The organism is Arthrobacter oryzae (assembly GCF_037911235.1).
Lineage (GTDB): Bacteria > Actinomycetota > Actinomycetes > Actinomycetales > Micrococcaceae > Arthrobacter > Arthrobacter oryzae_E.
In genome coordinates, this window is sequence record NZ_JBBLYW010000037.1 from 43,372 (window position 1) to 69,944 (window position 26,573).

Below are 26,573 nucleotides of genomic sequence, written 5' to 3' on the forward strand. Positions count from 1 at the left end.
CCCCCGCGGTCGGGCGTGTCGCGCTGTGCGCGCGTACTCGTCCGCAGTTCCATGGGGAGTGGGTTATGTTTGGTCTCCTACTTGGACCCTGACACCCGGCATTATCCGGATCGGGACGCGAAGGAGCGCTTGAACAACTCATCTAGTATGCCGGATTTTGCGGGCAGAAGCGAATCAGGCCTTACCGGGCTGCGGTTGGCACCCGCTGGTGCCCGGTCATTGCCTTCAGCAACCGCCGAATGGATGATAGGGGCATGACTGTGCAGAACTCTGCGGCGTTGCAGAGCCTGGCCGAACGGCTTGATCCCGGGTTCATCCTGGGTGTGGCTGCCGCCGCGTTCCAGATCGAGGGATCCCTCAAGGCTGACGGGCGCGGGCCCTCAGGTTGGGACGCCTTCGCCGAGAAACCTGGCAGCATCATGGACGGCCACTCCCCCGCCGTCGCCTGCGACCACTACAACCGGTCCGGCGAAGACGTGGCCCTCATGCGCGAGCTGGGGGTGGACTCCTACCGGTTTTCCATTTCCTGGCCCCGGATCCAGCCGGAAGGCCGAGGCTCGTTCAATAGCCAGGGCCTGGACTTCTACGACCGGCTGATCGACCAGTTGCTCGACGCCGGCATCTCACCGATGGCTACGCTGTACCACTGGGACACTCCCTTGCCGCTGGAGCACGGTGGCGGCTGGATGAACCGGTCCACCGCGGAACGGTTCGCCGAATACAGCGCAGCGGCCGGCGAGCGGTTCGGAGACCGCGTGACGCAGTGGGTCACCCTGAACGAACCGGTCTCGGTAACCCTCAACGGCTACGCCCTGGGGGTGCATGCCCCCGGCCACGATCTCCTTTTTAACGCACTACCGTCGATTCACCATCAGCTGCTTGGGCACGGCCTGGCAGTCCAGGCCCTGCGTAGCGCAGGTGTCACCGGCGCCATCGGCGTCACCAACCTCCACTCCCCTGTCCGGCCGGCAACCCGCAAGCCCGGCGACAGAATGGTGGCGAGGATTTTCGACATTTTGATGAACCGCGTTTACGCGGACCCCGTTTTGCTGGGCCGCTACCCGAAGCTGCCGCTGGCCGTCCGCCCGTGGTTCCGCTCGATGGGCAAGATTTCCGACGCCGACCTCCGGACGATCCACCAGCCCCTGGACTTCTACGGGCTCAATTACTACTACCCCGTGAAAGTGGCCATGGGCCGTGGACCGGTCAGCATACCGGCGAACAATTCTGCGGCCCTTGCCCGGTTGCCGTTCCACGAGGTGGGCTATCCGGAGTACTCCACCACCGGCTTCGGCTGGCCTGTTGCCCCTGAACACCTTGGCATCCTCCTCCGCGAAATGAAGGACCGCTACGGCGAGGCCCTTCCCCCGCTGTACATCACTGAGAGCGGGGCGAGCTTCCCGGAACCGGAGCACGTGTCCGGTCCGATCGCTGACACGAAGAGAATCGACTATCTGGCCAGCCACCTGGGCCATGCGCTGGCGGCCACGTCCCCTGGCGGTCTCGCCGAGGACGTGAAGTTGCTGGGCTACTACGTCTGGACGCTGCTGGACAACTTCGAGTGGGCCGCGGGGTATTCGCAGCGATTCGGACTGATCCACGTGGATTTCGACACGCTGGAGCGCACACCCAAGGAATCCTTCTACTGGTTCCAGGCACTCAGCAAGGCACGGAAGGGCTAGCGAGGACCTACTGGCGCTTGTTGGCCCTGTTGATGCGCTTGGCGCGGTCGATTTCCTGGCGGAAGTGCTTCTTCGCCCACAAAACGCCAGCGACCACCGCAGCGGCAACCAAGAGGAAAATTAACCATTCCATGATGCGTTCCTTTCGTTGTCAGCAACCATACCAAGGGTTCACAAACGGGCGGAGCCCCAACCACGGACACCCCGGACGCTGTCCCCGCAAATTACCAGCGACTGGAATAATCCGAGCAAAAAACAGCCCCGCTGCGAATAAACGCAGCGGGGCTGTTGATAAGTCTCAGCAGGCCGTTAGACGGCCTGTTGATTCCTGATCAAAAAGTAGTACTACTTGATGATCTTGGTAACGCGTCCCGAACCAACGGTGCGGCCGCCTTCGCGGATTGCGAAGCCGAGGCCCTCTTCCATAGCGATGGGCTGGATGAGCGCAACGGTCATCTCAGTGTTGTCGCCAGGCATAACCATTTCCGTGCCTTCCGGCAGGGTGATAACGCCGGTTACGTCCGTGGTACGGAAGTAGAACTGCGGGCGGTAGTTGGAGTAGAACGGGTTGTGACGTCCGCCTTCGTCCTTGGAGAGGATGTAGACGTTAGCCTCGAAGTCGGTGTGCGGGGTGATGGAACCCGGCTTGACGACCACCTGGCCACGCTCTACGTCATCACGCTTCAGACCGCGGAGCAGGAGGCCACAGTTCTCGCCGGCCCATGCTTCGTCGAGCTGCTTGTGGAACATCTCGATACCGGTAACCGTGGTCTTCTGGACCGGACGGATGCCGACGATCTCGACCTCAGAGTTGATCGCAAGGGTTCCACGCTCGGCGCGGCCCGTAACAACGGTGCCACGGCCGGTGATCGTGAAGACGTCTTCGATCGGCATCAGGAACGGCTTGTCGCGGTCACGTACGGGGTCCGGAACGGAGTTGTCAACGGCCTCCATGAGTTCCTCAACGGACTTGACCCACTCCGGGTCGCCTTCCAGGGCCTTCAGGCCCGAAACGCGAACGACCGGTGCTTCGTCGCCATCGAAGCCCTGCGAGCTCAGGAGCTCACGAACTTCCATTTCAACGAGGTCGAGGAGTTCCTCGTCGTCGACCATGTCAGCCTTGTTCAGTGCCACCAGCAGGTAGGGAACACCAACCTGGCGGGCGAGCAGGACGTGCTCGCGGGTCTGGGCCATCGGGCCGTCAGTGGCGGCAACCACGAGGATTGCACCGTCCATCTGAGCAGCGCCGGTGATCATGTTCTTGATGTAGTCAGCGTGACCCGGAGCGTCTACGTGTGCGTAGTGGCGCTTCTCGGTCTGGTACTCAACGTGGGAGATGTTGATGGTAATGCCGCGCTGACGCTCTTCGGGAGCAGAGTCAATCGACGCGAAGTCACGCTTCTCGTTGAGAGTCGGGTACTTGTCGTACAGCACCTTGGAAATGGCGGCCGTCAACGTCGTCTTACCGTGGTCAACGTGACCAATGGTACCGATGTTAACGTGCGGCTTAGTCCGCTCGAACTTTGCCTTTGCCACAGGTTCCTCCTAGAACGTTTTCAAATGACTTACCCTTCGGCTGCGCTTGTCGCGGCCGAAACTTCAGTAAGTCTACTTGGGGGGCTTTGGATTGGTGAAATTGCAGATTCAGGAACTAATACTAGTCCCTCGAGCCTGTTCGTGCAGATGGCCGGGGAACCGGCCACCTGCACCGGGCTAGTTTCCACAAGGGGAAACCCACCCGAGTTTGTCGCTTCGAAAGTCCGGTGGACTACTCGCCGCGGGTCTTCTGGATGATCTCGTCGGCGACAGCCTTCGGGACCTCGGCGTAGCTGTTGAACGTCATGGAGTACACAGCGCGGCCCTGGGTCTTCGAACGCAGGTCGCCGATGTAGCCGAACATGCCGGACAGCGGGACGTGCGCACGGATAACCTTGACGCCCTGGGCATCCTCCATGGACTGCATCTGGCCACGGCGGGAGTTGAGGTCACCGATAACTTCACCCATGTATTCCTCAGGGGTGCGGACCTCAACATCCATCAGCGGTTCAAGCAGAACAGGGTTCGCCTTGCGTGCAGCTTCCTTGAAAGCCATACGGCCGGCGATCTTGAACGCCATTTCCGAGGAGTCAACATCGTGGTACGCGCCGTCAATCAGCGTGGCCTTGATGCCGACAACCGGGTAGCCGGCCAGGACGCCGTCGTTCAGTGCATCCTGGATACCGGCGTCGACCGACGGGATGTATTCGCGCGGAACGCGGCCACCGGTGACCTTGTTCTCGAACTCGTACATCTCGCCTTCGGACGTGTCCAGCGGCTCGATCGCGATCTGGATCTTTGCGAACTGGCCCGAACCACCGGTCTGCTTCTTGTGCGTGTAGTCGTGACGCTCTACAGCACGCTTGATGGTTTCGCGGTAAGCAACCTGCGGCTTGCCAACGTTTGCCTCGACCTTGAATTCGCGGCGCATGCGGTCCACCAGGATGTCCAGGTGGAGCTCGCCCATGCCGGCGATGATGGTCTGACCGGTGTCTTCGTTGAGGGAGACCTGGAAGGTCGGGTCCTCAGCGGAGAGCTTCTGGATGGCCGTGGAGAGCTTCTCCTGGTCACCCTTGGTGTTCGGCTCGATGGCAACCGAGATCACGGGCTCCGGGAAGCTCATGGACTCGAGGACGATCTGGTTGGCGGAATCGCACAGGGTGTCACCCGTGGTGGTGTCCTTCAGACCGATCGCTGCGTAGATGTGGCCGGCGGTAGCGCCCTCAACAGGCATTTCCTTGTTGGCGTGCATCTGGAACAGCTTGCCGATGCGCTCCTTCTTGCCCTTGGTGGAGTTAACCACCTGGGCGCCTGCTTCCACGTGACCGGAGTACACGCGGATGAAGGTGAGCTGGCCGAAGAACGGGTGCGCGGCGATCTTGAATGCCAGTGCGGAGAACGGCTCTTCAGAGGACGGCTTGCGGGTGAGTTCCTTCTCTTCGTCGCGAGGATCGTGACCGATCATCGGGGGGACGTCGAGCGGGTTCGGCAGGTAGTCGACAACTGCATCGAGCATCGGCTGAACGCCACGGTTCTTGAACGCGGAACCACAGAAGACCGGGTAGAGCTCGGAGTTGATCGTCATCTTGCGGATGCCGGCCTTGAGTTCATCGGTGGTGATTTCTTCACCTTCGAGGTACTTCTCCATGAGTTCCTCAGAGGACTCTGCAACGGTCTCAACGAGCGTTGCGCGGTACTCTTCGGCCTTTTCCTTGAGGTCTTCCGGGATCTCGCGGATCTCGTACTTGGCACCCATGGTGACGTCACCCTTGGAGTCGCCGGGCCAGACCAGGGCACGCATGTAGAGCAGGTCGACGACGCCGATGAAGTCGTTCTCGGCACCGATCGGCAGCTGCATTACAAGCGGCTTGGCACCGAGGCGGCTGATGATGGTGTCGACAGTGAAGTAGAAGTCAGCGCCCAGCTTGTCCATCTTGTTGACGAAGCAGATACGCGGGACGTTGTACTTGTCAGCCTGGCGCCACACAGTCTCGGACTGCGGCTCCACGCCTTCCTTGCCGTCGAACACGGCAACTGCGCCGTCGAGGACGCGCAGTGAGCGCTCAACCTCAACCGTGAAGTCCACGTGGCCGGGGGTGTCGATGATGTTGATCTGGTTGTTTTCCCAGAAGCAGGTCACGGCGGCAGACGTGATGGTGATGCCGCGTTCCTTTTCCTGTTCCATCCAGTCGGTGGTCGAAGCGCCGTCGTGCGTTTCGCCGATCTTGTGGTTCACACCTGTGTAGAACAGAATGCGCTCGGTGGTGGTGGTCTTGCCGGCATCAATGTGGGCCATGATGCCGATATTGCGGACCTTACTAAGGTCGGTAAGCACGTCCTGTGCCACGGTGTCTCCCTTTCGGATGGACTACACGTTCGCCGCCGGCTCGTCTGAGCCGGCGGCGTCCGGGAAGTATTACCAGCGGTAGTGTGCGAAGGCCTTGTTGGACTCGGCCATCTTGTGGGTGTCTTCGCGACGCTTCACAGCGGCACCGAGACCGTTCGAGGCATCCAGGATTTCGTTCTGGAGACGCTCGGTCATCGTCTTCTCGCGGCGGGCCTTGGAGTAGCCGACCAGCCAGCGGAGGGCGAGTGCCGTGCTGCGGCCCGGCTTGACCTCAACCGGAACCTGGTAGGTTGCGCCACCGACGCGGCGTGAGCGGACCTCGAGGGAAGGCTTGACGTTGTCCATGGCCTTCTTGAGGGCTGCTACGGGGTCGCCGCCGGACTTGGCGCGGGCGCCTTCGAGGGCACCGTAGACGATGCGCTCAGCGGTGGACTTCTTGCCGTCTACCAGCACCTTGTTGATCAGCTGGGTGACCAGCGGGGAGCCGTAAACGGGATCTAGTACTAGCGGCCGCTTGGGGGCCGGACCCTTGCGAGGCATATTACTTCTTCTCCATCTTTGCGCCGTAGCGGCTGCGGGCCTGCTTACGGTTCTTCACACCCTGGGTATCAAGGGCGCCACGGACGATCTTGTAGCGGACACCCGGAAGGTCCTTCACACGACCGCCACGGACGAGCACAATGGAGTGCTCCTGAAGGTTGTGGCCTACACCGGGGATGTAAGCAGTAACTTCAACGCCACCGTTAAGGCGCACACGTGCAACCTTACGCAGAGCCGAGTTCGGCTTCTTCGGGGTGGTGGTGTAGACGCGGGTGCAAACACCGCGGCGCATCGGGCTGCCCTTAAGCGCGGGAGCCTTGGTCTTTGAGACCTTAGGCGTGCGGCCCTTACGGACCAACTGGTTAATCGTAGGCACTCTCGTGTTCTCCGTTTTATCCGGAGCGGCCGCTGACAGCCGCTCTCCTTTTGCTTTGCCCCGCCGCCCGAGCTTTGAAGAATCTCCAGAGCAGCTGAGGCGAAGCCTTAATAGTCGGATCGCAGACCGGGACCTGGACTCACGTCCTCATTGGTCCCTAGGCATGCAAAAATGTGGCATACGTTGCACAAGAACCCTGCAAACCGGAAACGTCGCTCTGGCTTAGCCTTTCAGCTCAGCCGGCGCACTCATCCACTGCCACAATAACAATTGGTATCCAGTCTAACATGGACGGCCGCCAGGCCTTAATCGGCGCGGAATCCGGCCCCTAATGGCGGGCCTCTTCGGCAAAGGAAAGGCCCCGCCGCCGCTCCCGGATAAAAGCGGAGTGGTGACGGGGCCTGACGCCGAACTAACGGTTAGCGGAAGTCGCTGCCGAGGTCGTAGTCATCCAGCGGGATGGCATGGAACTCGGGAGCTCCGTCGCCGCCCAGGGTGTCGTAGGAGAAGTCGCTGAATGCGCTGGGACCTGTGAACAGGTTTGCCTTTGCTTCTTCAGTCGGCTCTACCGTGACCTCCGTGTAGCGCGGGAGACCCGTGCCGGCGGGGATGAGCTTACCGATGATGACGTTTTCCTTGAGGCCGAGCAGCGGGTCGCTCTTGCCTTCCATGGCCGCCTGCGTCAGGACGCGGGTGGTCTCCTGGAAGGAAGCTGCCGACAGCCAGGACTCGGTAGCCAGTGATGCCTTGGTGATACCCATGAGCTCGGGACGTCCGGAAGCCGGAGTCTTGCCCTCGGACACAACACGGCGGTTGGCGTCTTCGAAGCGGCTGCGCTCGGCCAGCTCGCCGGGGAGCAGGTCGGATTCACCCGATTCAATGACCGTGACGCGGCGCAGCATCTGGCGAACGATAACCTCGACGTGCTTGTCGTGGATGCCGATGCCCTGGCTGCGGTACACGCCCTGGACCTCGTCCACCAGGAACTTCTGTGCGGCACGGGGACCCATGATGCGCAGAACCTGCTTGGGGTCGACCGGACCGTTGATGAGCTTCTGGCCCACGGTGACGTGCTGGCCGTCTTCAATCAGGAGGCGTGAGCGGCGAAGGACCGGGTAAGCGATCTCTTCACTGCCGTCATCCGGAGTGATGACCAGGCGCATCTGGCGCTCGGACTCTTCGATGGTGATGCGGCCGGCTGCTTCTGCAATCGGTGCGACACCCTTCGGAGTACGTGCTTCGAAAAGCTCCTGGATACGGGGCAGACCCTGGGTGATGTCGTCGCCGCCGCTGGCGGAAACAGCACCACCGGTGTGGAACGTACGCATGGTCAGCTGGGTACCGGGCTCACCGATGGACTGTGCGGCGATGATGCCCACCGCCTCACCGATATCCACGGTCTTGCCGGTGGCCAGCGAACGGCCGTAGCACAGGGCGCAGGTGCCGACGCTGGACTCACAGGTGAGTACGGAGCGGACCTTGACCTCGGTGATACCCGCTGCGAACAGTTCGGCAATGACGACGTCGCCGCAGTCGGTGCCGCCGGCAGCCAGGACCTTGCCCTTGGAGTCAACGACATCCACGGCCAGGGTACGGGCGTACGCGCTGTTCTCAACGTTCTCGTCCAGCACCAGCTCGCCGTTGGCGTCAGCCACGGCAATCGGAGTGACGAGGCCGCGTTCGGTGCCGCAGTCCTCTTCACGGACGATGACGTCCTGCGAAACGTCCACCAGACGACGGGTCAGGTAACCCGAGTTGGCGGTACGCAGGGCGGTGTCAGCCAGACCCTTACGGGCACCGTGCGTGGCGATGAAGTATTCCAGCACCGACAGGCCCTCGCGGTAGGAGGACTTGATGGGACGCGGGATGATTTCACCCTTAGGGTTGGCCACCAGGCCACGGATACCCGCGATCTGACGGACCTGCATCCAGTTACCACGTGCACCAGAGGACACCATGCGGTTGATGGTGTTCATCGGCGACAGGCTGTCGCGCATGACCTGGGCGATCTCGTTGGTTGCCTTGTTCCAGATCTCGATCAGTTCCTGGCGACGCTCGTCGTCGTCGATCAGGCCCTTGTCGTACTGGCCCTGGATCTTGGCAGCGCGCTCTTCGTAACCGGCAAGGATGACCGGCTTTTCGACCGGAACCTCGATGTCGGAGATGGCGACGGTGACGCCTGAGCGCGTGGCCCAGTAGAAACCGGCATCCTTCAGGTTGTCCAGCGTTGCCGCGGTGACAACCTTCGGGTAGCGCTCGGCGAGGTCGTTGACGATGCGGGACAGTTCGCCCTTGTCGGCAACAGCCTCAACCCACGGGTAGTCCTCGGGCAGGGTCTGGTTGAAGATGACCTGGCCCAGGGAGGTCTGGACGAGCGCGGGCTGACCCTGCTCCCAGCCTTCCGGAGCTTCCCAGCCGGCGTAAGGGACAAAGCCGTCAAGGCGGATCTTGACCTGGGAGTTCAGGTGCAGCTCGTGCAGGTCGAACGCCATGATGGCTTCCGAAACCGAGGAGAAGATGCGGCCTTCGCCAGCTGAACCGACACGCTTGGTGGTCAGGTGGTAGAGGCCGATGATCATATCCTGCGAAGGAAGGGTCACCGGGCGGCCGTCAGACGGCTTCAGGATGTTGTTCGAGGACAGCATCAGGATGCGTGCTTCAGCCTGGGCTTCGGGGCTCAGCGGCAGGTGGACTGCCATCTGGTCGCCGTCGAAGTCAGCGTTGAAGGCGCCACAAACCAGCGGGTGCAGCTGGATTGCCTTACCTTCAACAAGCTGGGGCTCGAAGGCCTGGATGCCGAGGCGGTGCAGGGTAGGTGCACGGTTCAGCAGCACAGGGTGCTCGGTGATGATCTCTTCGAGAACGTCCCAGACCTGCGGACGGTAGCGCTCAACCATGCGCTTGGCCGACTTGATGTTCTGGGCGTGGTTGAGGTCAACCAGGCGCTTCATCACGAACGGCTTGAAGAGCTCCAGCGCCATCTGCTTGGGCAGGCCGCACTGGTGCAGCTTCAGCTGCGGACCGACAACGATCACCGAACGGCCGGAGTAGTCAACGCGCTTACCCAGGAGGTTCTGGCGGAAGCGGCCCTGCTTGCCCTTGAGCATGTCGCTCAGGGACTTCAGCGGACGGTTGCCCGGTCCGGTGACCGGACGGCCACGGCGGCCGTTGTCGAACAAGCTGTCAACGGCTTCCTGAAGCATGCGCTTCTCGTTGTTGACGATGATCTCCGGAGCACCCAGGTCAAGCAGGCGCTTGAGTCGGTTGTTGCGGTTGATCACGCGGCGGTAGAGGTCGTTGAGGTCGGAGGTCGCGAAGCGGCCACCGTCCAGCTGGACCATGGGGCGCAGTTCCGGCGGGATCACCGGGACGGCGTCCAGCACCATGCCGAGCGGGCTGTTGTTGGTGGTCAGGAACGCGTTGACCACCTTCAGGCGCTTCAGGGCGCGGGTCTTGCGCTGGCCCTTGCCGTTGGCAATGATGTCGCGCAGGAGGTCCGACTCTGCCTGCATGTCGAAGTTCTCAAGGCGCTTCTTGATGGCTTCGGCACCCATGGAGCCTTCGAAGTACATGCCGTAGCGGTCACGCAGTTCGCGGTAGAGGCCTTCATCGCCTTCGAGGTCGGCGACCTTGAGGTTCTTGAAGCGGTCCCAGACCTGCTCGAGGCGTTCGATGTCGGCGTCGGCACGCTTGCGCACGTTGGCCATCTGACGGTCAGCGGAGTCGCGGGCCTTCTTCTTGTCGGCAGCCTTGGCGCCTTCGCCTTCGAGACGGGCAAGCTCGTTCTCGAGGTCGCGGGCAATCGTGGCGATGTCCGAGTCGCGGTTGTCGACGAGCTGCTTCTTCTCGATGTCGTGCTCAACCTGGAGGTTGGGCAGTTCGTCGTGGCGGCTTTCGGTGTCGACGCTCGTGATCATGTAGGCAGCGAAGTAGATGACCTTTTCGAGGTCCTTCGGTGCAAGGTCAAGGAGGTAGCCCAGGCGGGACGGAACACCCTTGAAGTACCAGATGTGCGTTACGGGCGCGGCCAGTTCGATGTGGCCCATGCGCTCACGGCGGACCTTGGCACGGGTGACTTCAACGCCACACCGCTCACAGATGATGCCCTTGAAGCGCACGCGCTTGTACTTGCCGCAGTAGCATTCCCAGTCACGGGACGGGCCGAAGATCTTCTCGCAGAAGAGGCCGTCCTTCTCGGGCTTGAGCGTGCGGTAGTTGATGGTTTCCGGCTTCTTAACCTCGCCGTAAGACCAGCCACGGATGTCTTCCGCGGTGGCGAGGCCGATCTGCATGAGGCCGAAGGAGGATTCGCTGGACATATGGTCCCTGTTCTCTCTTGTTCTCTAAATTCTGAAGTCTTGGGTTACGGGAAGAGGGAGGTGGTTTACCGGAAAAAGACAGCGCGGGTGGTGCGCTGCTTTTCCCGGTAAACCCCCTCTTAGACCTCTTCTACGGAACTGGGCTCTGCACGAGACAGATCGATGCCCAGTTCTTCCGCAGCCGTGAAGACTGCGTCATCAGAGTCACGCATTTCAATTGTGGTTCCGTCCGTGGAAAGGACTTCCACGTTCAGGCACAGCGACTGCATTTCCTTGATCAAGACCTTGAAGGACTCAGGAACGCCCGGCTCCGGGATGTTCTCGCCCTTGACGATGGCTTCGTAGACCTTCACACGACCGTGGATATCATCCGACTTGATCGTGAGGAGTTCCTGGAGCGTGTAGGCGGCGCCGTAAGCTTCGAGCGCCCACACTTCCATTTCACCGAAGCGCTGGCCACCGAACTGTGCCTTACCACCCAGCGGCTGCTGCGTGATCATGGAGTACGGGCCGGTGGAGCGTGCGTGGATCTTGTCGTCCACCAGGTGGTGGAGCTTCAGGATGTACATGTAGCCGACCGAGATCGGATCCGGGAACGGCTCGCCTGAGCGGCCGTCAAACAGGCGGGTCTTGCCCGAGGAGTTGATCAGGCGGTCACCGTCGCGGGTCACGTTGGTGGAGTCGAGCAGGCCCGTGATTTCCTCTTCACGCGCACCGTCGAAGACCGGCGTTGCAACAGTGGTCTGGCCACTCTCGCGCGGCAGGTTCGGCAGCTGCTTGACCCACTCGGGCTCGCCTTCGATCTTCCAACCGGTCTTGGCAACCCAGCCAAGGTGCGTTTCCAGCACCTGGCCGACGTTCATACGGCCCGGAACACCCAGCGGGTTCAGGACGATATCAACGGGGGTGCCATCGGCAAGGAAGGGCATGTCCTCGATCGGGAGGATCTTGGAGATAACACCCTTGTTGCCGTGACGGCCGGCGAGCTTGTCGCCGTCGGTGATCTTACGCTTGGCGGCCACGTAAACGCGGACCAGCTGGTTGACGCCCGGGGGCAGTTCGTCGTCGTTGTCGCGGTCGAAGACGCGGACGCCGATGACGGTGCCGGACTCGCCGTGCGGAACCTTCAGGGAGGTGTCGCGGACTTCGCGGGACTTCTCGCCGAAGATGGCGCGCAGCAGGCGCTCTTCCGGGGTCAGTTCGGTTTCACCCTTAGGGGTGACCTTTCCGACCAGGATGTCGCCGGCTTCAACCTCGGCACCGATGTGGATGATGCCGCGCTCGTCCAGGCCTGCCAGGACTTCCTCGGACACGTTGGGGATGTCACGGGTGATTTCCTCGGCACCAAGCTTGGTGTCGCGGGCATCGATCTCGTGCTCCTCGATGTGGATGGAGGAAAGAACGTCCTCGGCAACAATGCGCTGCGAGAGGATGATGGCGTCCTCGAAGTTGTGGCCTTCCCAGGACATGAATGCCACGAGCAGGTTCTTACCGAGGGCGAGTTCACCCTGGTCCGTTGCCGGGCCGTCGGCGATGATGCCGCCGACCTCCAGGCGCTGGCCTTCGCTCACCAGGACACGGTGGTTGTAGCAGTTGCCCTGGTTGGAGCGTGCGAACTTGTTGATGCGGTAGTTGGTTTCCGTGCCGTCGTCGTTGAGCATGATGACGAGTTCAGCGGACACTTCGGTGACCACACCGGCCTTCTTCGCGATGACAACGTCGCCGGCGTCGACTGCTGCGGCGCGCTCCATGCCGGTACCGACGAACGGTGCCTCGGAACGGACCAGCGGCACGGCCTGGCGCTGCATGTTGGCACCCATGAGTGCGCGGTTAGCATCGTCGTGCTCGAGGAACGGGATCAGGGCCGTTGCCACGGACACCATCTGACGCGGGGAAACGTCCATGAACTCGACGTCGGCGGCGGGAACCAGGACGGGCTCGCCTCCACCACCACGGGCACGGACCAGGACGGTCTCTTCGGCGAACTTCTTGTTCTCGTCCAGCGGAGCGTTGGCCTGTGCGATCAGGACCTCTGCTTCGTCGTCGGCCGTCAGGTACTGGACCTCGTCGGAAACGACGCCTTCGGATACGAGGCGGTAAGGCGTCTCGATGAAGCCGAAGGGGTTGATGCGGCCGTAGGAAGCCAGCGAACCGATCAGGCCGATGTTCGGGCCTTCAGGAGTTTCGATGGGGCACATACGTCCGTAGTGGGACGGGTGAACGTCTCGGACTTCCATGCCTGCACGGTCACGGGACAGACCACCCGGGCCAAGCGCGGACAGACGGCGCTTGTGGGTCAGACCCGACAGCGGGTTGTTCTGGTCCATGAACTGCGACAGCTGGGAAGTTCCGAAGAACTCCTTGATGGCTGCCACTACCGGGCGGATGTTGATCAGCGTCTGCGGCGTGATGGCCTCGACGTCCTGCGTGGTCATACGCTCGCGGACGACGCGCTCCATACGGGACAGGCCGGTGCGGACCTGGTTCTCGATGAGCTCGCCGACGGCGCGGATGCGGCGGTTGCCGAAGTGGTCGATGTCATCGATCTCGACGCGCAGCTCGTGGTCCTGGCCGTCGCGCTTGCCCGTGAGGGTCTTCTCGCCGGCGTGCAGGGCAACCAGGAACTTGATCATCGCAACGATGTCTTCAACGTGCAGGACCGAAGCTTCCTTGTCGCCAAGGGAGCGGTCGATGCCAAGCTTGCGGTTGATCTTGTAACGGCCAACCTTGGCCAGATCGTAGCGCTTGGAGTTGAAGTACAGGTTGTCCAGCAGGGACTGGGCAGCCTCGACGGTGGGCGGCTCGCCCGGTCGCAGCTTCCGGTAGATGTCCAGCAAGGCGTCTTCGCGGGTTTCGGTGGCGTCCTTCTCCAGCGTTGCGCGCATGGAGTCGTACTGGCCGAACTCTTCGAGGATCTGGCCTTCGGTCCAGCCGAGGGCCTTCAGCAGCACCGTGACGGACTGCTTGCGCTTGCGGTCAAGGCGGACGCCGACCTGGTCGCGCTTGTCAATCTCGAGCTCGAACCAGGCACCGCGGGACGGGATGATCTTGGCAGTGAAGATATCCTTGTCGCTGGTCTTGTCGGCCGTGCGCTCAAAGTAGGCGCCCGGGGAACGGACCAGCTGCGAGACAACGACACGCTCGGTGCCGTTGACGACGAAGGTGCCCTTCTCGGTCATCAGCGGGAAGTCACCCATGAACACGGTCTGCTGCTTGATTTCGCCCGTGTTGTTGTTCATGAATTCGGCTTTAACGTACAGCGGAGCCGAGTACGTAGCGTCCCGGTCCTTGCACTCGGCCATGGTGTATTTGGGATCAGCGAACTCCGGATCGGAGAAGCTCAGGGACATGGTGCCCTGGAAATCCTCGATCGGGGAGATCTCTTCGAAGATGTCAGACAGACCGGAGCTGGTGGCGACGCTGAGGTCGCCTTCTTCGACGGCCTTCGCAACGCGTGCCTGCCAGCGTTCGTTTCCGACCAGCCAGTCGAAGCTGTCCGTTTGCAGGGCAAGCAGATTCGGAACGTCAAGCGGTTCGTGAATCTTTGCGAATGAGAGCCGGCGAGTGGCACCATCGGTGCTGTCGGCATTGATAGCGGTAGCGTTGTTTACATTAGAGGTGCTCGAGGCGACCAAGAGGGATCCTTCCACAGACCTTCAGGCGTTTTCAGATCTCCCCCGTTGCAAGCCCTGCAGAATGACTCCGCAGCGCTACCAGTCCGGTTCCGCTATATGACCCGGGACCCAGGCTGTCCACGGCATTGCACGTCTCGGACGGCACGTTGATGGATCAGCTGCTAGGCAAAGCCCACCGCTATATGAAGGCTGAAGGTAAACAGGGAAGACGCAAATATCTACGATACGGCAAAGCGGCCTACGTGTCTACCCCACTTCCCCGGTTATTGCAAGCACTGTTGCCGGGGGCACCTAGTTGGCCCGCGCCACGCCGGCCGGGGCCCTTACAGCGTGAGCGTAACGCCCTCTGCCGTGCAGGCACCCGCGTTCGCGAAGACCGCGTCACGGACGGCATCCTTGGACGCCTGGGCCGGCTGGCCACCGGTATCGGCAACGGATGAATGATCGATGGCGAGGGCGCCCAGGGTGGTAAACAGCGCCTTGAGGTTCCCGGAGTAGTCGTCTTTGGCATCGCGCGCCGCCCGGTAAACGTCCTCATGGGCTTCGGGATCGTTCGCGGCAGCCCGGTACTGAACGTACAGCGAGTTGAACAGCTCGCAGGCCGCCTTGGCACCGCCGGCCTGGGGCGTAGCCGTGGCTACGGAAGACCGCGACGGCGTTGCCTGGGATGACGCGGGCGACGACGATGCAGGGGCCGCTGTTGACGTGGTGCCGTCCGGCGCCGGAGTGGAAACGCTGCAGGCGGTGAGCCCGGCCAACCCCGCGATTGCCACAACTGCAAATTTCTTCTTCATCTGGACTCCTGTTTCCCCATAACGTCCTCACCGGAAAGGAATATCCGGCGGGCGTATCCGTCACCACCCTACTCAGCCGCATCCGGCGCCGCACATTCGTTGCATGGGCAGTAGTCCCCATGGGCGCGTGTCCCCAATCCCGCGAGTGTGCCCATCCGGCGCGTGTGCCATCCGCACGGCGGAATGGAGCCTGCCGCGCAGGCGTTTGAATGGATAAGGTGATTCGGCTCACGATAGCCTTGGCCTACATCGTCAAAGATCGGAAGAGATAACCATGAGCAACTCCCCAGACAACAATGATGTTGTCATCCTCGCTGCGGCGCGCACCCCGCAGGGCCGCCTCAACGGCCAGTTGGCCGGATTCACGGCGGTGGAACTCGGGGCGCATGCCATCAAGGCGGCCCTCGCTGCGAGCGGCGTTGCCGCGGACAAGGTGGATGCGGTCATCATGGGCCAGGTGCTGCAGGCAGGTGCGGGCCAGAACCCGGCGCGGCAGAGCGCCATCGGCGCCGGCATCGGCTGGAACGTCCCCACGGTCACTATCAACAAAGTGTGCCTTTCCGGCCTCACAGCCGTGATCGACGCCGCCCGCATGATCCGCAGCGGTGATGCCGCCGTCGTCGTCGCCGGCGGTCAGGAATCCATGTCCCGGGCGCCGCACCTCCTGCCGGGTTCCCGCCAGGGCTGGACCTACGGGACTGTCCAGGCGCTGGACGTGGCCGCGCATGACGGCCTCACCGATGCGTTCGACGGGCAGTCCATGGGCCTTTCGACCGAAAGCAAGAACCTGGTCCTGGGCATCGACCGGACCTCGCAGGACAACGTGGCGGCCCAGTCCCACCAGCGTGCCGCCCTGGCCGCGAAGAACGGAGTTTTCGACGACGAGATCGCCCCGATCAGCATCAAACAGCGGAAGGGGGATCCGGTGGTGGTGGCCACTGACGAAGGCGTGCGCCCGAACACGTCGATCGAGTCGCTGGCCGGGCTCCGGGCGGCGTTCGTCAGTGACGGCACCATCACCGCGGGCAACTCCTCCCCCCTGTCCGACGGCGCGTCGGCGCTGGTGCTTGCCACCCGAAAGTTCGCGGAAGACAACGGCCTTGACTACCTCGCAGTAGTGGGCAAGCCAGGGCAGGTTGCGGGCCCGGACAACTCGCTGCACTCGCAGCCGTCCAACGCGATCAAAAACGCCCTCGACCGTGCGGGCTGGACCACCGGGGATCTGGACTTCATCGAGATCAACGAGGCCTTCGGTTCGGTTGCTGTCCAGTCCCTTAAGGATCTCAAGTACCCGCTAGAGAAGTGCAACATCCACGGCGGCGCCATCGCCCTGGGGCACCCGATCGGAGCGTCCGGTGCGCGACTGGCCGGGCATGCCGCCCATGAGCTCAAGCGCCGTGGCACCGGCAAGGCTGCGGTTTCCCTATGCGGCGGCGGCGGTCAGGGCGAAGCCCTCCTCCTGTACCGGGACTGACGGTGGCTTCGTCTGCAGGCGCGGCGGGCGGAATCGGCCGGGCAAGGTTCCTGGCCGACGCCGCCGCCCGCGGGCTCGACGTCGAAATAGTGGAGCGGCTGGCAGCCAGGAGCCTTGAGGAGGCCGCTGGCATCCTGGGCATCACGCCAGCGGACATTGTGAAGTCGCTGGTGGTGAAGCACAAGGACGGCAGCTTCCTCTTTGCTTTGATACCGGGCGACAGGCAGATCTCATGGCCCAAGCTCAGGGGGCTGGTGGGGGTCAATAAACTCTCGCTGCCGCCTGCCGACGTCGCCTTGGAGGCCACCGGCTACGAGCGCGGCACCATCACCCCGCTGGGGAGCATCAAGTTGTGGCCGGTGTACGCGGACCGGACCATCACGGGCCGCCGGATCTCCATGGGCGCAGGAGAACATGGTTACAGCGCCTTCGTGGACGCCGACGCCCTGACCGCAGCCCTGGACGCCGTGGTCGCGGACATCAGCGACCCCGTGGCCTAGGTCCCGCCCACCAACTACTCGCATTCAACGTCGCCATTTGCCCGTTTCGCGAGTTGGGTTAAACGCAGGAAACCCCGCCCACCGGAGTGGACGGGGTTTCCGTGAAGCAGCGTGTGTTACTTGAGGGTAACGGTGGCGCCGGCAGCTTCGAGCTGCTCCTTTGCCTTCTCGGCAGCTTCCTTGGTGACGCCTTCGAGGACGGCCTTGGGGGCGCTGTCAACAACGTCCTTGGCTTCCTTGAGGCCCAGGGAAGTGATGGCGCGAACTTCCTTGATCACTGCGATCTTCTTGTCGCCAGCAGCTTCGAGAACGACGTCGAATTCGGTCTTCTCTTCAGCTTCTTCTGCAGCGCCGCCACCGGCGGGGCCTGCAACGGCAACAGCAGCTGCGGTAACTTCGAAGGTCTCTTCGAAGAGCTTGACGAACTCGGAGAGCTCGATGATGGTCAGTTCCTTGAAAGCTTCAATGAGCTCTTCGTTGGTGAGCTTCGCCATGGTGTGGCGTCCTTCCTATAGGTGGTGCTTGGCGGCCTGGGCCGTTGCCTTCGCACCGGAGTCTGGTCTGAAAGAGAGAGTTAGTTCTCTTCGGTGGCTGCGGCTTCGGCCGGAGCTTCGGTCTCTGCTGCTTCTGCGGCCGGTGCTTCTTCAGCGGCGGGCGCTTCGACAGCTGCCGGTGCACCGTTCTCTTCTTCAAGCTTGAGGCGCAGGGCGTCGATGATGCGTGCAGCAGCGGCAGCAGGAGCCTTGAGGATGCCTGCAACCTTGGCGAGCTGCAGCTCGCGGGACTCGAGTGCTGCCAGGGCAGCAACTTCGCTGGCGTTCAGTGCCTTGCCCTCGAAGTAACCGGTCTTGATAACCAGCTGCTTGTTGGTCTTGGCAAAATCCGTCAGGCTCTTGGCAGCTGCAACTGCGTCACCCTTGATGAACGCGATTGCAGTGGGGCCGGCGAGCTGACCGTCGAATGCTTCGACACCAGCTTCCTTGGCTGCAATGGCGGTCAGGGTGTTCTTGACGACCGCGAACTTGGTGTCCTGGCCGAGAGAAACACGCAGCTGCTTGAGCTGTGCAACGGTGAGCCCACGGTATTCGGTCAGGACAGCGGCGTTCGATTCCTTGAAATCGTTAGTGATCTCAGCTACTGCTGAAACCTTGGTAGGCGTTGCCATAACCCTCCTTCCGGGGATAGTGCCGGTGTTCCGGGTCCCCGCTCAGGTGAGCTAAAACTAAAAACGCCCCGCGCAGATGCACGGGGCTTGGCTCAACACGGTCCATGACTGTGGAGCTTTGCTTCGTTCACCTGCGCTGGCCGCCCTATGTTCAGGGTCCTTCGTCCGGAAATCCACTGATTCTCCCGCACACGACTGCAGAATTGAGCGATGCTCAGGAGAGTGGATTCCCAACAACCGACGGTCTTTGGTAGCTCAAGCTTACGGGCAACGCCGCCCGTACTCCAAATCGGCCGCTCAGCTGCTGCTCGGTCCAAGGTCCGGCAGGTCCTTCTGCCAGATCCCCGTGACTCCCGCCGTAGTGAATCCCAGCTGCTGGTTCACCTTGAGCAGATACCTGTTTTCGGGGGCATTCCAGGTGTAAATGACCCGGGCATCCGGGAACTGTTCAGACAGGCGTTCCATATTCGCCACTTTGATGAGCAGGCCCAGTTTGTTGCCCCGGTGTTCCTGCATCACCACCGTGTCGTCCTGGAAGACCACATCCTGCCGCTGGGACAGAACACTGATGGTGGTCAGCCCTACGAGCATCCCGGTGGCGATATGTTCGACGGCGGTGACCACCGTCCGCCTTCCCTGCGCGATGGTGGCCTCTTCCGCCTTCCTGATCATGGCGCCGTCGAACACCAATTGTTCTTCGGTCCTTGCGGACGGTTCGGTGTCCTCACCGGCCTGGTTTTCCAGGGCGGCCACGTCATCCAGCCACTGGTCCGGGCACCTGTCCGTCCAGTGATGCAGACGGTAGCGCCCGGCGTTGGCCTGCTCGGCCTCCTCCGCCAGTTCCGCGACCAGTTTGGTGTCCAGCGGCAGCAGGCAGGAGCTGAACTGCTCGATGTGCTGCAGGGTGTATCCGGTCTTGCGGGCAAACTCCACTTCCCGGCTTCCCATTGGAACAAATCCCAGGCCGGATCCCGGGACCAGCTGCTCATCCACGGCGCTGCTCAGTGAGACGCCCGGATGGTTGGTGTCGATCAGGATCATGCTCCGCCCTTCGGCCCGGGCAAGCTGCTCGGCCGCCTCCAGCAACTGGCGTCCCACTCCCTGTCGCTGGAACTCGGGAAGGATGTCCAGCGTAAATTCCGCGAGGTCGAGGTTGTCGGCCAAGGGCAAGGCGATGTCCGCCGTACCCACAATGTCGCCGTCGACCCTGGCCACAAGAATGATCTGGCGTTCGTATGGATCGGCAAGTTCCAGCAGCTTTTCAAGGGGCGTGTAGGCGAGGTCGTCGCTCCCCCACGTCTGCATCCGCACCTTCCGACTGACTTCGACGGCGGCCAGGAAGTCGGCGCTGTCAGGCCCGTCGAGGGAATCGGGAATCCAGAGTTGTTCGATCCGTACGTCTTTAACCATAGAGGGCGTCATTCCAGTCGTTTCTGCCACTCACCTTCAAAGCCGGCGGGCTTGAATCCAAGCGAAATATTTATCGCCAGCATATGCCGGTTTTCGCTGGCGTTCCATGTAATGATCGACGCCGCGGCCGGGCAGCTGTCCTGGGCGAGCCGGATATTGGCGATCTTGGCCAGCATGCCCAGCCGGCGGCCCCGGTGCGGGCCCGCCACCAGCGTGTCCTCCTGGATCAGGACAAGGGGCCGCTCCGGGCGGTAACTCAGCACGGTAAAGGCTGCCAGTTCCCCGGTTCCTGCGTGCTGCACTGCCGCCACCAGCGCCACGACCCCGCTGCGCTCCCAGCTTTGTTCCTCAACACGCACCCTCGCTGCGTCCCATTCCTCTTCCTCGGCTTCCAGGCCCGCCGTCGGTACGTCGGCGGTCATCCTGCCCCTAAGGACCGCATAGGCATCCACAAGGGCCTCCGGACAGCTGCCCCGCCAGCCCACCACCCGGTAGTTTCCCGCGTGCGCCCTGGCATCGGCCTCCAGCGCGTCCAGCAGCCCCGGTTCAACAGGCAGCCGCAGCCTGCTGGACCTCTCCACCTGCTCCAGTTCATAACCGGAGGCCAAGGCAAAGCGGGTCGAGGCAAGCTTCAGCGGAACTCCCCCGCTTCCCGATTTCGCCGGCAGTTCTTCCCTGCCGGCCGCCGAGCCGGAGCCGGCCGCCGAGCCGGGGCCAGCCGCCGAGCCGGGGCCAGCCGCCGAGCCGGGGCCAGCCGCCGAGCCGGGGCCGGCCGCCGAGTCGGGCTCCTCGCAGTAGCCTTCAAAGACCCTGCGTCCGCGCGACCGGGCCGTCTCCTCGGCAACTTCCAGCAACCGCCGGCCTATCCCCTGCCGCCGGTACCGGGCCGAGACCAGCACTTCGATCCACGCCGCCGCGGTGTTTTCCTTGAGCGGGAGCAGCACCGAGCAGGTGCCCACCGGAGCTCCGTCCAGAGTCGCGAGGAACTGCAGGCGCTCCTCGTAACCGGTTCCGCGCCAATATTCCTGGTCCTCGCGGAGCGTCGAGGCACGGTCCAGGTTTCCCCACTTGGCCATATGGTTCGCGTCGCGGAGCGCACGGCAGGCCCTCAGGCCCGCGGCACGCCCCGTGCCTTCATCGCCGGGCTGCGGGGCCGCGACGGCGGTGATAGCAAGGCCGGTCACAGCGTTTTCTGCCATTCGCCGTCGTATCCCGCGGGCCGGAAACCGAGCGCCACATTGATGGCCAACATGTGATCGTTCTCAGCGGCGTTGAACGTCACGATGCGCTCAACCTGGGGGTAGCCTGCGAGCAGATGGCGAATGTTGAGCAGCTTGACCAGCATGCCAAGGCGGTGCCCGCGGTGGTGGCTCGCCACCAAGGTATCGTCCTGGTTCGCCAGCCAGGGCTTCAGGTCTGACACCTGAAGCACAGAGTACGCGGCGAGCTCCCCGGTAGCCCTGTGGCGGGCACTTGCCACCAGGGAGTTCAGGCCGGCTTTCTTCCACGTTTTCTCCACGTGGCGGACCCGGGGCACGTCCCAGGTTTCCTCGTCGTAACTGAGGGCGCCCACTGGCGTGTCCGTGCTCATGCGGGACATCAGGACGGCGAGTTGTTCCGCAAATTCCTCGGGGCAATGGTCCGTCCAATGCAGCAGCTCGTACTGCTGCGCCGCCTTCTCCTGTGCTTCGTTTTCCAGTGCAGCGAGCGTGCCGACGTCCGCCGGGAGGGACAGGGCGCTGAAGCGTTCCACCTGCTCCAGCCGGTAGCCGGCCCGGAGGGCGAAACGCACCCCTTTCGCGTCGGCGGGCACGCCGCCGGTTCCCGTTGCCGGTTGGAGCAGACCGGGTCCTTCGGCGTCGAAATCGGCCGGGTGCTCCGTGAACGTCTGAAGGGTGGTGCATCCGCGCGATGCTGCCAACTGCTCGGCGTGCCCCAGCAACGCCTCGCCGATGCCTCGGCCCGAGAACTCCTTCAGCACAGTCACATGCAGGAGCGCGGTCTGGAGGTTCTCCTGGACGCCGAAGCGGATCCAGGACCGCGCCACCATCCGCCCTTCCACCCGCACAAAGAATAGCCTCACCTGCGCGTAGGGGCTGTCCCGCCAGTATTGAAGCCTGCTTGCCAGTGGCGCGAGGCGGTCCGCATTACCCCAGGTTTCAAGCACCAGGGCATCGCTGAGGGCCCCGAACTCCCGGAATACGCCAGCATCCGGGGAATCGATTGCGTCGGGCAGGACAAGGGGTTCGACGACGTACGACGCTGCATTCACGGGGACAGCCTAACCGTCCGGGGGCCCGCAGCAACGGAAACTCGAGCACACGGTCGGTCCGCACAAGCAGAAAGACCGCCCCGCAGCTGCGGGACGGTCTTTCAAGCGGAACTGGTGAGGACTAGACCTCGGTCAGGACCTTGGTGACGTTGGGGTCAACCGAGATGCCCGGGCCGAACGTGGTGGCCACGGTAGCCTTCTGGATGTAGCGGCCCTTGGAAGCGGACGGCTTCAGGCGAAGGACCTCTTCCAGTGCTGCTGCGTAGTTCTCGGCCAGCTTGATGGCGTCGAACGAAACCTTGCCGATGATGAAGTGCAGGTTGGAGTGCTTGTCGACGCGGAAGTCGATCTTGCCGCCCTTGATGTCGTTGACAGCCTTGGTGACATCCGGGGTGACCGTACCGGTCTTCGGGTTCGGCATCAGGTTACGCGGACCCAGGACCTTACCGAGGCGGCCAACCTTGCCCATGAGGTCAGGGGTGGCGACGGCGGCGTCGAAGTCGGTCCAGCCGGCTGCGATCTTTTCGATCAGGTCGTCGGAACCAACGAAGTCGGCGCCGGCAGCGATTGCCGCTTCTGCCTTGTCGCCCGTCGCGAAGACGAGGACGCGGGCAACCTTACCGGTGCCGTGCGGCAGGTTAACGGTGCCGCGAACCATCTGGTCAGCCTTACGCGGGTCAACACCCAGGCGGAAAGCGACCTCAACGGTGGCGTCGAACTTGGACGGGTTGGTGTCCTTGGCCAGCGTCACTGCCTCGAACGGCGCGTAGAACTTCTCCGCGTCGATCTTGGCGGCGGCTGCCTCATATGCTTTGCTGCGCTTTGCCATGCTGCTTATTCTCCTTGTGCAGTTGTGGTCTGCGGACCGCGCTGGGCCCTGCCACAGTTGGATGTTCCGGCCGGTTGATGCGGACGGATTTCCAACATTTCAATGTTTAGGTGGTGCCGGTTTCCCGGCGGTGCCGTCCGGCGTCGTGATCGGTTGCTTGTTTACCCGATCTCAGGCGCCGCATCAGCGGTGGGGAATTAACCCTCGACGGTGATACCCATGGAGCGGGCGGTGCCGGCGATGATCTTCGCTGCGCCTTCGAGGCTGGTGGCGTTGAGGTCTTCCATCTTGGTGGAGGCGATCTCGTTGACCTGGGCCTGGGTCAGCTTGGCAACCTTGACGGTGTGCGGGGTAGCTGAACCCTTGGCGACGCCTGCAGCCTTCTTGATGAGCTCTGCAGCCGGCGGGGTCTTGGTGATGAACGTGAACGAACGGTCTTCGTAGACCGTGATTTCAACAGGAATAACGTTGCCGCGCTGGGCTTCCGTCGCAGCGTTGTACGCCTTGCAGAATTCCATGATGTTGACACCGTGCTGGCCAAGCGCAGGACCGATCGGCGGGGCCGGGTTAGCGGCACCTGCCTGGATCTGCAGTTTGATGAGGCCGGTGACCTTCTTCTTGGGAGCCAATGTAGGTCCTTCTCTCAATTACGTCCTGGGACACAGGAGCGTGCCTCAGGTTGGTGGCCGCCATGGCGAGGCGGCCGGCCGCTTCGTGACTGCTAAGCGGGCAGCCCCGGAGCGAATTCTGTGGGGTGTTGCTAGATCTTGGTGACCTGGTTGAATGCCAGGGTGACCGGGGTCTCGCGTTCGAAGATGGAGACCAGCACCACGAGGGTCTGGGAATCGATCTTGATCTCGGAGATCGTGGCGGGGAGGGTCTCGAACGGACCTTCCTTGACGATGACGGACTCGCCGACTTCGAAGTCGACATCCACGGGAGCGGCTGCGTGCTTGACCGGCTTGCCCTTCTCGGCCTGCTCTTCTTCGAAGACCGGGGCGAGCATCGAGAAGACCTCGTCCAGGCGCAGCGGCACGGGGTTGTGGGCGTTGCCCACGAAGCCGGTGACGCCGGGGGTGTGGCGAACGGCGCCCCAGGACGCGTCCGTCAGGTCCATGCGGACCAGCACGTAGCCGGGGATGCGGACGCGGTTGATGACCTTGCGCTGAGCGTTCTTGATCTCAACGACCTCTTCCATCGGCACCTGGATTTCGAAGATGTAATCTTCCATGTCCAGGGTCTGGATGCGGGTTTCAAGGTTGGCCTTGACGCGGTTTTCGTAACCCGCGTAGGAGTGGATGACGTACCAGTCACCCTCCTGGCGGCGCAGCTTGGCTTTGAATTCCTCAGCCGGATCGACCTCGGCCTTGGCGGCCGCGGCTGCCAGGGCGTCAGCCTGATCTTCATCGGCGTCAGCGTCGGCTTCAGCGTCAACGTCGGCTTCAGCGTCGGCTTCAGAGGAATCGTCGATGGAATCGGGCGCAGCAGACTCAACCTCGGACTCTTCCCCGGCTACCGCCGCGGCGTCTGTTGTGCTGTCCGTGGACCCATCCAGCTCAGTCTCAGTTACCTCGAGCTCCTGCTCAGACACTTGGTCTCCTGCTTCCTCATTGCCTAACATGCCTATTTAAATGGCTCAATTCCGCACACTCCGTGAATGCTTCCGGATTCCCGGCAGCATTCAACGCAGTCTGCGGACGGATCGCCTTAGCGGTCCGTGGGGCCTGTGCCGCCGAAGACCCAGCTCACTCCGGTTCCGAAAGCCAAGTCCAGGACGGTAACGATGAGCATCATGATGATCACGAACACCAGCACCACGAGCGTGTAGTTGATCAGTTCCTTGCGGGTGGGTGCGACGACCTTCTTCAGTTCGCCGATGACCTGGCGGACGAAGAGTGCGATGCGAGCGAAGAAGCCGGACTTGGCGGCATTCTTGGCGGGGCGGCCCTTGGAGCTGCTTGCAGCCGTTTCGGTCACCTGGTCCTCACTCATCCTCGCAAATGTCGGATACCCGGCTCTGAACTGAACCATGGTTGCTGCGCTGGCTCCGACTAACCGCCGGAACCGCTTGCGCAGGGCAGACAGGACTCGAACCTGCAACCTGCGGTTTTGGAGACCGCTGCGCTACCAATTGCGCCACTACCCTATGGAGCGAAAACCCATCACGCCACACTTCCCGCAGACTTCACGGGGCGCAGGCCATCATCGTGTTTTCAACACCGGAGAACTAGTCTACGCAAGAACTGCGCTTACGTCGAACCAGCCTCATTTCGGACCATTCTTGCGACTGCCGGGGCATGCCGACCGGGACACGGTCACATTCCTGGCCGTCACGCTGAACGATCCGCTGAACAGCATAGAGTAGATCTCGTCGAATCCCACATCCAGCCATCGAGCTGCAAGCAAAGAATGGACCCCGCCATGCCTGCCGCCCGCGTTTCCCAACGCATTTCCGCTATCGCCGAATCCGCCACCCTGGCCGTTGATGCCAAGGCAAAGGCACTCAAGGCAGCCGGCCGGCCGGTCATCGGCTTCGGCGCCGGGGAACCCGACTTCCCGACACCCGGCTACATCGTCCAGGCAGCCATTGAGGCCGCAAGCCAGCCGAAGTACCACCGGTACTCCCCCGCCGGCGGGCTGCCGGAGCTCAAGCAGGCCATTGTGGACAAGACGCTCCGGGATTCCGGCTACAAAGCCGAGGCGTCACAGGTCCTGGTCACCAACGGCGGCAAGCAGGCCGTGTACAACACCTTCGCCACCCTGGTGGATCCGGGCGACGAAGTCATCGTTCCCACGCCGTTCTGGACCACCTATCCGGAAGCCATCCGGCTGGCCGGCGGCGTGCCGGTGGAGGTCTTCGCCGGCCCGGAACAGGATTACCTCGTCACTGTGGAGCAGCTGGAAGCAGCCCTGACTGAGCGCACCAAGATCCTGCTGTTCGTCTCCCCGTCCAACCCCACCGGTTCCGTGTACTCGCCGGAGCAGGTCCGGGAAATTGGCTTGTGGGCCGCCTCCAAGGGACTGTGGGTGGTCACCGACGAAATCTACGAACACCTCACCTATGACGGCGTTCCCTTCACGTCGATTGCCACGGCGGTTCCCGAACTCGGAGACCAGGTAGTTATCCTCAACGGCGTTGCCAAAACCTACGCCATGACCGGCTGGCGGGTGGGCTGGATGATCGGCCCGGCGGACGTCATCAAGGCGGCCACCAACCTGCAGTCGCACGCCACCTCCAATGTCTCCAACATCCCGCAGGTCGCGGCCCTCGCGGCCGTCTCCGGGCCGCTCACCGCGGTGGACGAGATGAAGGTGGCCTTCGACCGCCGCCGGAAGGCGATTGTCGCCGGCCTGAATGCCATCGATGGAGTGGAATGCCCGACGCCGAAGGGAGCCTTCTACGTCTACGCGGACGTCCGCGGCCTGCTGGGCAAGGAATTCGAGACGGCGAACGGGACCGTCCGCCCGCAGACTTCCGCTGAGCTCGCGGCACTCATCCTGGATGAGGTTGAGGTTGCAGTTGTTCCCGGCGAGGCCTTCGGCCCCTCGGGCTACTTGCGCCTGTCCTACGCGCTGGGCGACGACGACCTCGCCACCGGCGTGGCGCGGCTCCAGGGCTTCCTCGGCAAAGCCAAGTAGGCACGCTCTCTCACTTTTCGCAGGACAAACACAGACGCTCTCTCGCTTCTCCCAA

Annotated in this window: 21 protein-coding genes and 1 tRNA gene; 4 read left to right on the forward strand and 18 right to left on the reverse strand. The window is 62.7% G+C overall.

Going from position 1 to position 26,573, the window contains the following annotated elements; all coding sequences use genetic code 11:
• Window positions 1-254 precede the first annotated feature (254 nt).
• On the forward strand, window positions 255-1,682 hold the full coding sequence (locus WMN78_RS11130) for a GH1 family beta-glucosidase (RefSeq protein WP_340533793.1): 1,428 nt from the start codon (window positions 255-257) through the stop codon (window positions 1,680-1,682).
• Window positions 1,683-1,689: 7 nt separating this feature from the next.
• Here WMN78_RS11130 and WMN78_RS11135 read toward each other — a convergent pair whose 3' ends face one another.
• The 8 genes from WMN78_RS11135 to WMN78_RS11170 form a co-directional block, all read right to left on the reverse strand.
• Entirely contained in the window at window positions 1,690-1,815 is a 126-nt protein-coding gene (locus WMN78_RS11135) for a hypothetical protein (RefSeq protein ID WP_305941804.1), read from the reverse strand.
• Between the two features lie 212 nt (window positions 1,816-2,027).
• Window positions 2,028-3,218 (reverse strand): elongation factor Tu, encoded by a 1,191-nt coding sequence (tuf, locus tag WMN78_RS11140; RefSeq protein WP_305941806.1) that lies wholly within the window; start codon window positions 3,216-3,218, stop codon window positions 2,028-2,030.
• A gap of 232 nt (window positions 3,219-3,450) precedes the next feature.
• Window positions 3,451-5,565 carry an elongation factor G gene (gene fusA, locus WMN78_RS11145; protein WP_340533794.1) on the reverse strand — a complete coding sequence of 705 codons (2,115 nt, stop codon included), beginning with the start codon at window positions 5,563-5,565 and terminating at the stop codon, window positions 3,451-3,453.
• A gap of 69 nt (window positions 5,566-5,634) precedes the next feature.
• Window positions 5,635-6,105 carry a 30S ribosomal protein S7 gene (gene rpsG / locus WMN78_RS11150; RefSeq protein WP_026531948.1) on the reverse strand — a complete coding sequence of 157 codons (471 nt, stop codon included), beginning with the start codon at window positions 6,103-6,105 and terminating at the stop codon, window positions 5,635-5,637.
• 1 nt (window position 6,106) lies between these two features.
• A complete protein-coding gene (gene rpsL / locus WMN78_RS11155; protein ID WP_009358312.1) occupies window positions 6,107-6,481 on the reverse strand; it encodes a 30S ribosomal protein S12 in 375 nt (124 codons plus the stop codon).
• A 419-nt stretch (window positions 6,482-6,900) separates the two neighbouring features.
• On the reverse strand, window positions 6,901-10,800 hold the full coding sequence (locus WMN78_RS11160) for a DNA-directed RNA polymerase subunit beta' (protein ID WP_340533795.1): 3,900 nt from the start codon (window positions 10,798-10,800) through the stop codon (window positions 6,901-6,903).
• 119 nt (window positions 10,801-10,919) lie between these two features.
• On the reverse strand, window positions 10,920-14,435 hold the full coding sequence (rpoB, locus tag WMN78_RS11165) for a DNA-directed RNA polymerase subunit beta (protein ID WP_209743095.1): 3,516 nt from the start codon (window positions 14,433-14,435) through the stop codon (window positions 10,920-10,922).
• A 323-nt stretch (window positions 14,436-14,758) separates the two neighbouring features.
• Window positions 14,759-15,229 carry a hypothetical protein gene (locus WMN78_RS11170; RefSeq protein WP_340533796.1) on the reverse strand — a complete coding sequence of 157 codons (471 nt, stop codon included), beginning with the start codon at window positions 15,227-15,229 and terminating at the stop codon, window positions 14,759-14,761.
• Window positions 15,230-15,503: 274 nt separating this feature from the next.
• Between WMN78_RS11170 and WMN78_RS11175 the strand changes: the two genes are divergently transcribed.
• Together WMN78_RS11175 and WMN78_RS11180 are read left to right on the forward strand one after the other, a co-directional pair.
• Complete coding sequence (locus tag WMN78_RS11175; RefSeq protein ID WP_340533797.1) at window positions 15,504-16,703, forward strand: acetyl-CoA C-acetyltransferase; 1,200 nt, start codon at window positions 15,504-15,506, stop codon at window positions 16,701-16,703.
• 2 nt (window positions 16,704-16,705) lie between these two features.
• Window positions 16,706-17,203, forward strand: a complete 498-nt coding sequence (locus WMN78_RS11180) for a YbaK/EbsC family protein (RefSeq protein ID WP_340533798.1) — start codon at window positions 16,706-16,708, stop codon at window positions 17,201-17,203.
• A gap of 116 nt (window positions 17,204-17,319) precedes the next feature.
• Here WMN78_RS11180 and rplL read toward each other — a convergent pair whose 3' ends face one another.
• From rplL to WMN78_RS11230, 10 genes are all read right to left on the reverse strand, one after another.
• Window positions 17,320-17,697, reverse strand: a complete 378-nt coding sequence (gene rplL / locus WMN78_RS11185) for a 50S ribosomal protein L7/L12 (protein WP_104136705.1) — start codon at window positions 17,695-17,697, stop codon at window positions 17,320-17,322.
• Between the two features lie 80 nt (window positions 17,698-17,777).
• Window positions 17,778-18,368: a 50S ribosomal protein L10 gene (gene rplJ, locus WMN78_RS11190; protein ID WP_340533799.1), complete on the reverse strand. Its 591-nt coding sequence runs from the start codon at window positions 18,366-18,368 to the stop codon at window positions 17,778-17,780.
• Window positions 18,369-18,665: 297 nt separating this feature from the next.
• Entirely contained in the window at window positions 18,666-19,778 is a 1,113-nt protein-coding gene (locus WMN78_RS11195; RefSeq protein WP_340533800.1) for a GNAT family N-acetyltransferase, read from the reverse strand.
• Between the two features lie 8 nt (window positions 19,779-19,786).
• Window positions 19,787-20,977 (reverse strand): GNAT family N-acetyltransferase, encoded by a 1,191-nt coding sequence (locus tag WMN78_RS11200; protein ID WP_340533801.1) that lies wholly within the window; start codon window positions 20,975-20,977, stop codon window positions 19,787-19,789.
• A complete protein-coding gene (locus WMN78_RS11205; RefSeq protein WP_340533802.1) occupies window positions 20,959-22,050 on the reverse strand; it encodes a GNAT family N-acetyltransferase in 1,092 nt (363 codons plus the stop codon). Before WMN78_RS11205 ends, WMN78_RS11200 begins: the two co-directional genes overlap by 19 nt.
• Window positions 22,051-22,171: 121 nt before the next feature.
• Complete coding sequence (gene rplA / locus WMN78_RS11210) at window positions 22,172-22,879, reverse strand: 50S ribosomal protein L1 (protein ID WP_011692825.1); 708 nt, start codon at window positions 22,877-22,879, stop codon at window positions 22,172-22,174.
• A gap of 197 nt (window positions 22,880-23,076) precedes the next feature.
• Window positions 23,077-23,508: a 50S ribosomal protein L11 gene (rplK, locus tag WMN78_RS11215; protein ID WP_003803853.1), complete on the reverse strand. Its 432-nt coding sequence runs from the start codon at window positions 23,506-23,508 to the stop codon at window positions 23,077-23,079.
• A 131-nt stretch (window positions 23,509-23,639) separates the two neighbouring features.
• Complete coding sequence (gene nusG, locus WMN78_RS11220; protein ID WP_340533803.1) at window positions 23,640-24,470, reverse strand: transcription termination/antitermination protein NusG; 831 nt, start codon at window positions 24,468-24,470, stop codon at window positions 23,640-23,642.
• A gap of 116 nt (window positions 24,471-24,586) precedes the next feature.
• Window positions 24,587-24,871, reverse strand: a complete 285-nt coding sequence (gene secE, locus WMN78_RS11225; RefSeq protein WP_317780457.1) for a preprotein translocase subunit SecE — start codon at window positions 24,869-24,871, stop codon at window positions 24,587-24,589.
• Between the two features lie 81 nt (window positions 24,872-24,952).
• Window positions 24,953-25,025 (reverse strand) — tRNA-Trp (locus WMN78_RS11230).
• A gap of 275 nt (window positions 25,026-25,300) precedes the next feature.
• Here WMN78_RS11230 and WMN78_RS11235 point away from each other — a divergent pair.
• Complete coding sequence (locus tag WMN78_RS11235; protein WP_340533804.1) at window positions 25,301-26,518, forward strand: pyridoxal phosphate-dependent aminotransferase; 1,218 nt, start codon at window positions 25,301-25,303, stop codon at window positions 26,516-26,518.
• The last annotated feature ends 55 nt before the right edge of the window (window positions 26,519-26,573 follow it).

Bases quoted from the DNA above. Each gene is read 5' to 3' on its own strand.
- WMN78_RS11130 (WP_340533793.1), top strand. From the start codon at position 255: ATGACTGTGCAGAACTCTGCGGCGTTGCAGAGCCTGGCCGAACGGCTT.
- WMN78_RS11135 (WP_305941804.1), bottom strand. From the start codon at position 1,815: ATGGAATGGTTAATTTTCCTCTTGGTTGCCGCTGCGGTGGTCGCTGGC.
- rpsG (WP_026531948.1), bottom strand. From the start codon at position 6,105: ATGCCTCGCAAGGGTCCGGCCCCCAAGCGGCCGCTAGTACTAGATCCC.
- WMN78_RS11160 (WP_340533795.1), bottom strand. From the start codon at position 10,800: ATGTCCAGCGAATCCTCCTTCGGCCTCATGCAGATCGGCCTCGCCACC.
- WMN78_RS11170 (WP_340533796.1), bottom strand. From the start codon at position 15,229: ATGAAGAAGAAATTTGCAGTTGTGGCAATCGCGGGGTTGGCCGGGCTC.
- WMN78_RS11175 (WP_340533797.1), top strand. From the start codon at position 15,504: ATGAGCAACTCCCCAGACAACAATGATGTTGTCATCCTCGCTGCGGCG.
- rplL (WP_104136705.1), bottom strand. From the start codon at position 17,697: ATGGCGAAGCTCACCAACGAAGAGCTCATTGAAGCTTTCAAGGAACTG.
- rplJ (WP_340533799.1), bottom strand. From the start codon at position 18,368: ATGGCAACGCCTACCAAGGTTTCAGCAGTAGCTGAGATCACTAACGAT.
- WMN78_RS11195 (WP_340533800.1), bottom strand. From the start codon at position 19,778: ATGGTTAAAGACGTACGGATCGAACAACTCTGGATTCCCGATTCCCTC.
- WMN78_RS11200 (WP_340533801.1), bottom strand. From the start codon at position 20,977: ATGGCAGAAAACGCTGTGACCGGCCTTGCTATCACCGCCGTCGCGGCC.
- rplA (WP_011692825.1), bottom strand. From the start codon at position 22,879: ATGGCAAAGCGCAGCAAAGCATATGAGGCAGCCGCCGCCAAGATCGAC.
- secE (WP_317780457.1), bottom strand. From the start codon at position 24,871: ATGAGTGAGGACCAGGTGACCGAAACGGCTGCAAGCAGCTCCAAGGGC.
- WMN78_RS11235 (WP_340533804.1), top strand. From the start codon at position 25,301: ATGCCTGCCGCCCGCGTTTCCCAACGCATTTCCGCTATCGCCGAATCC.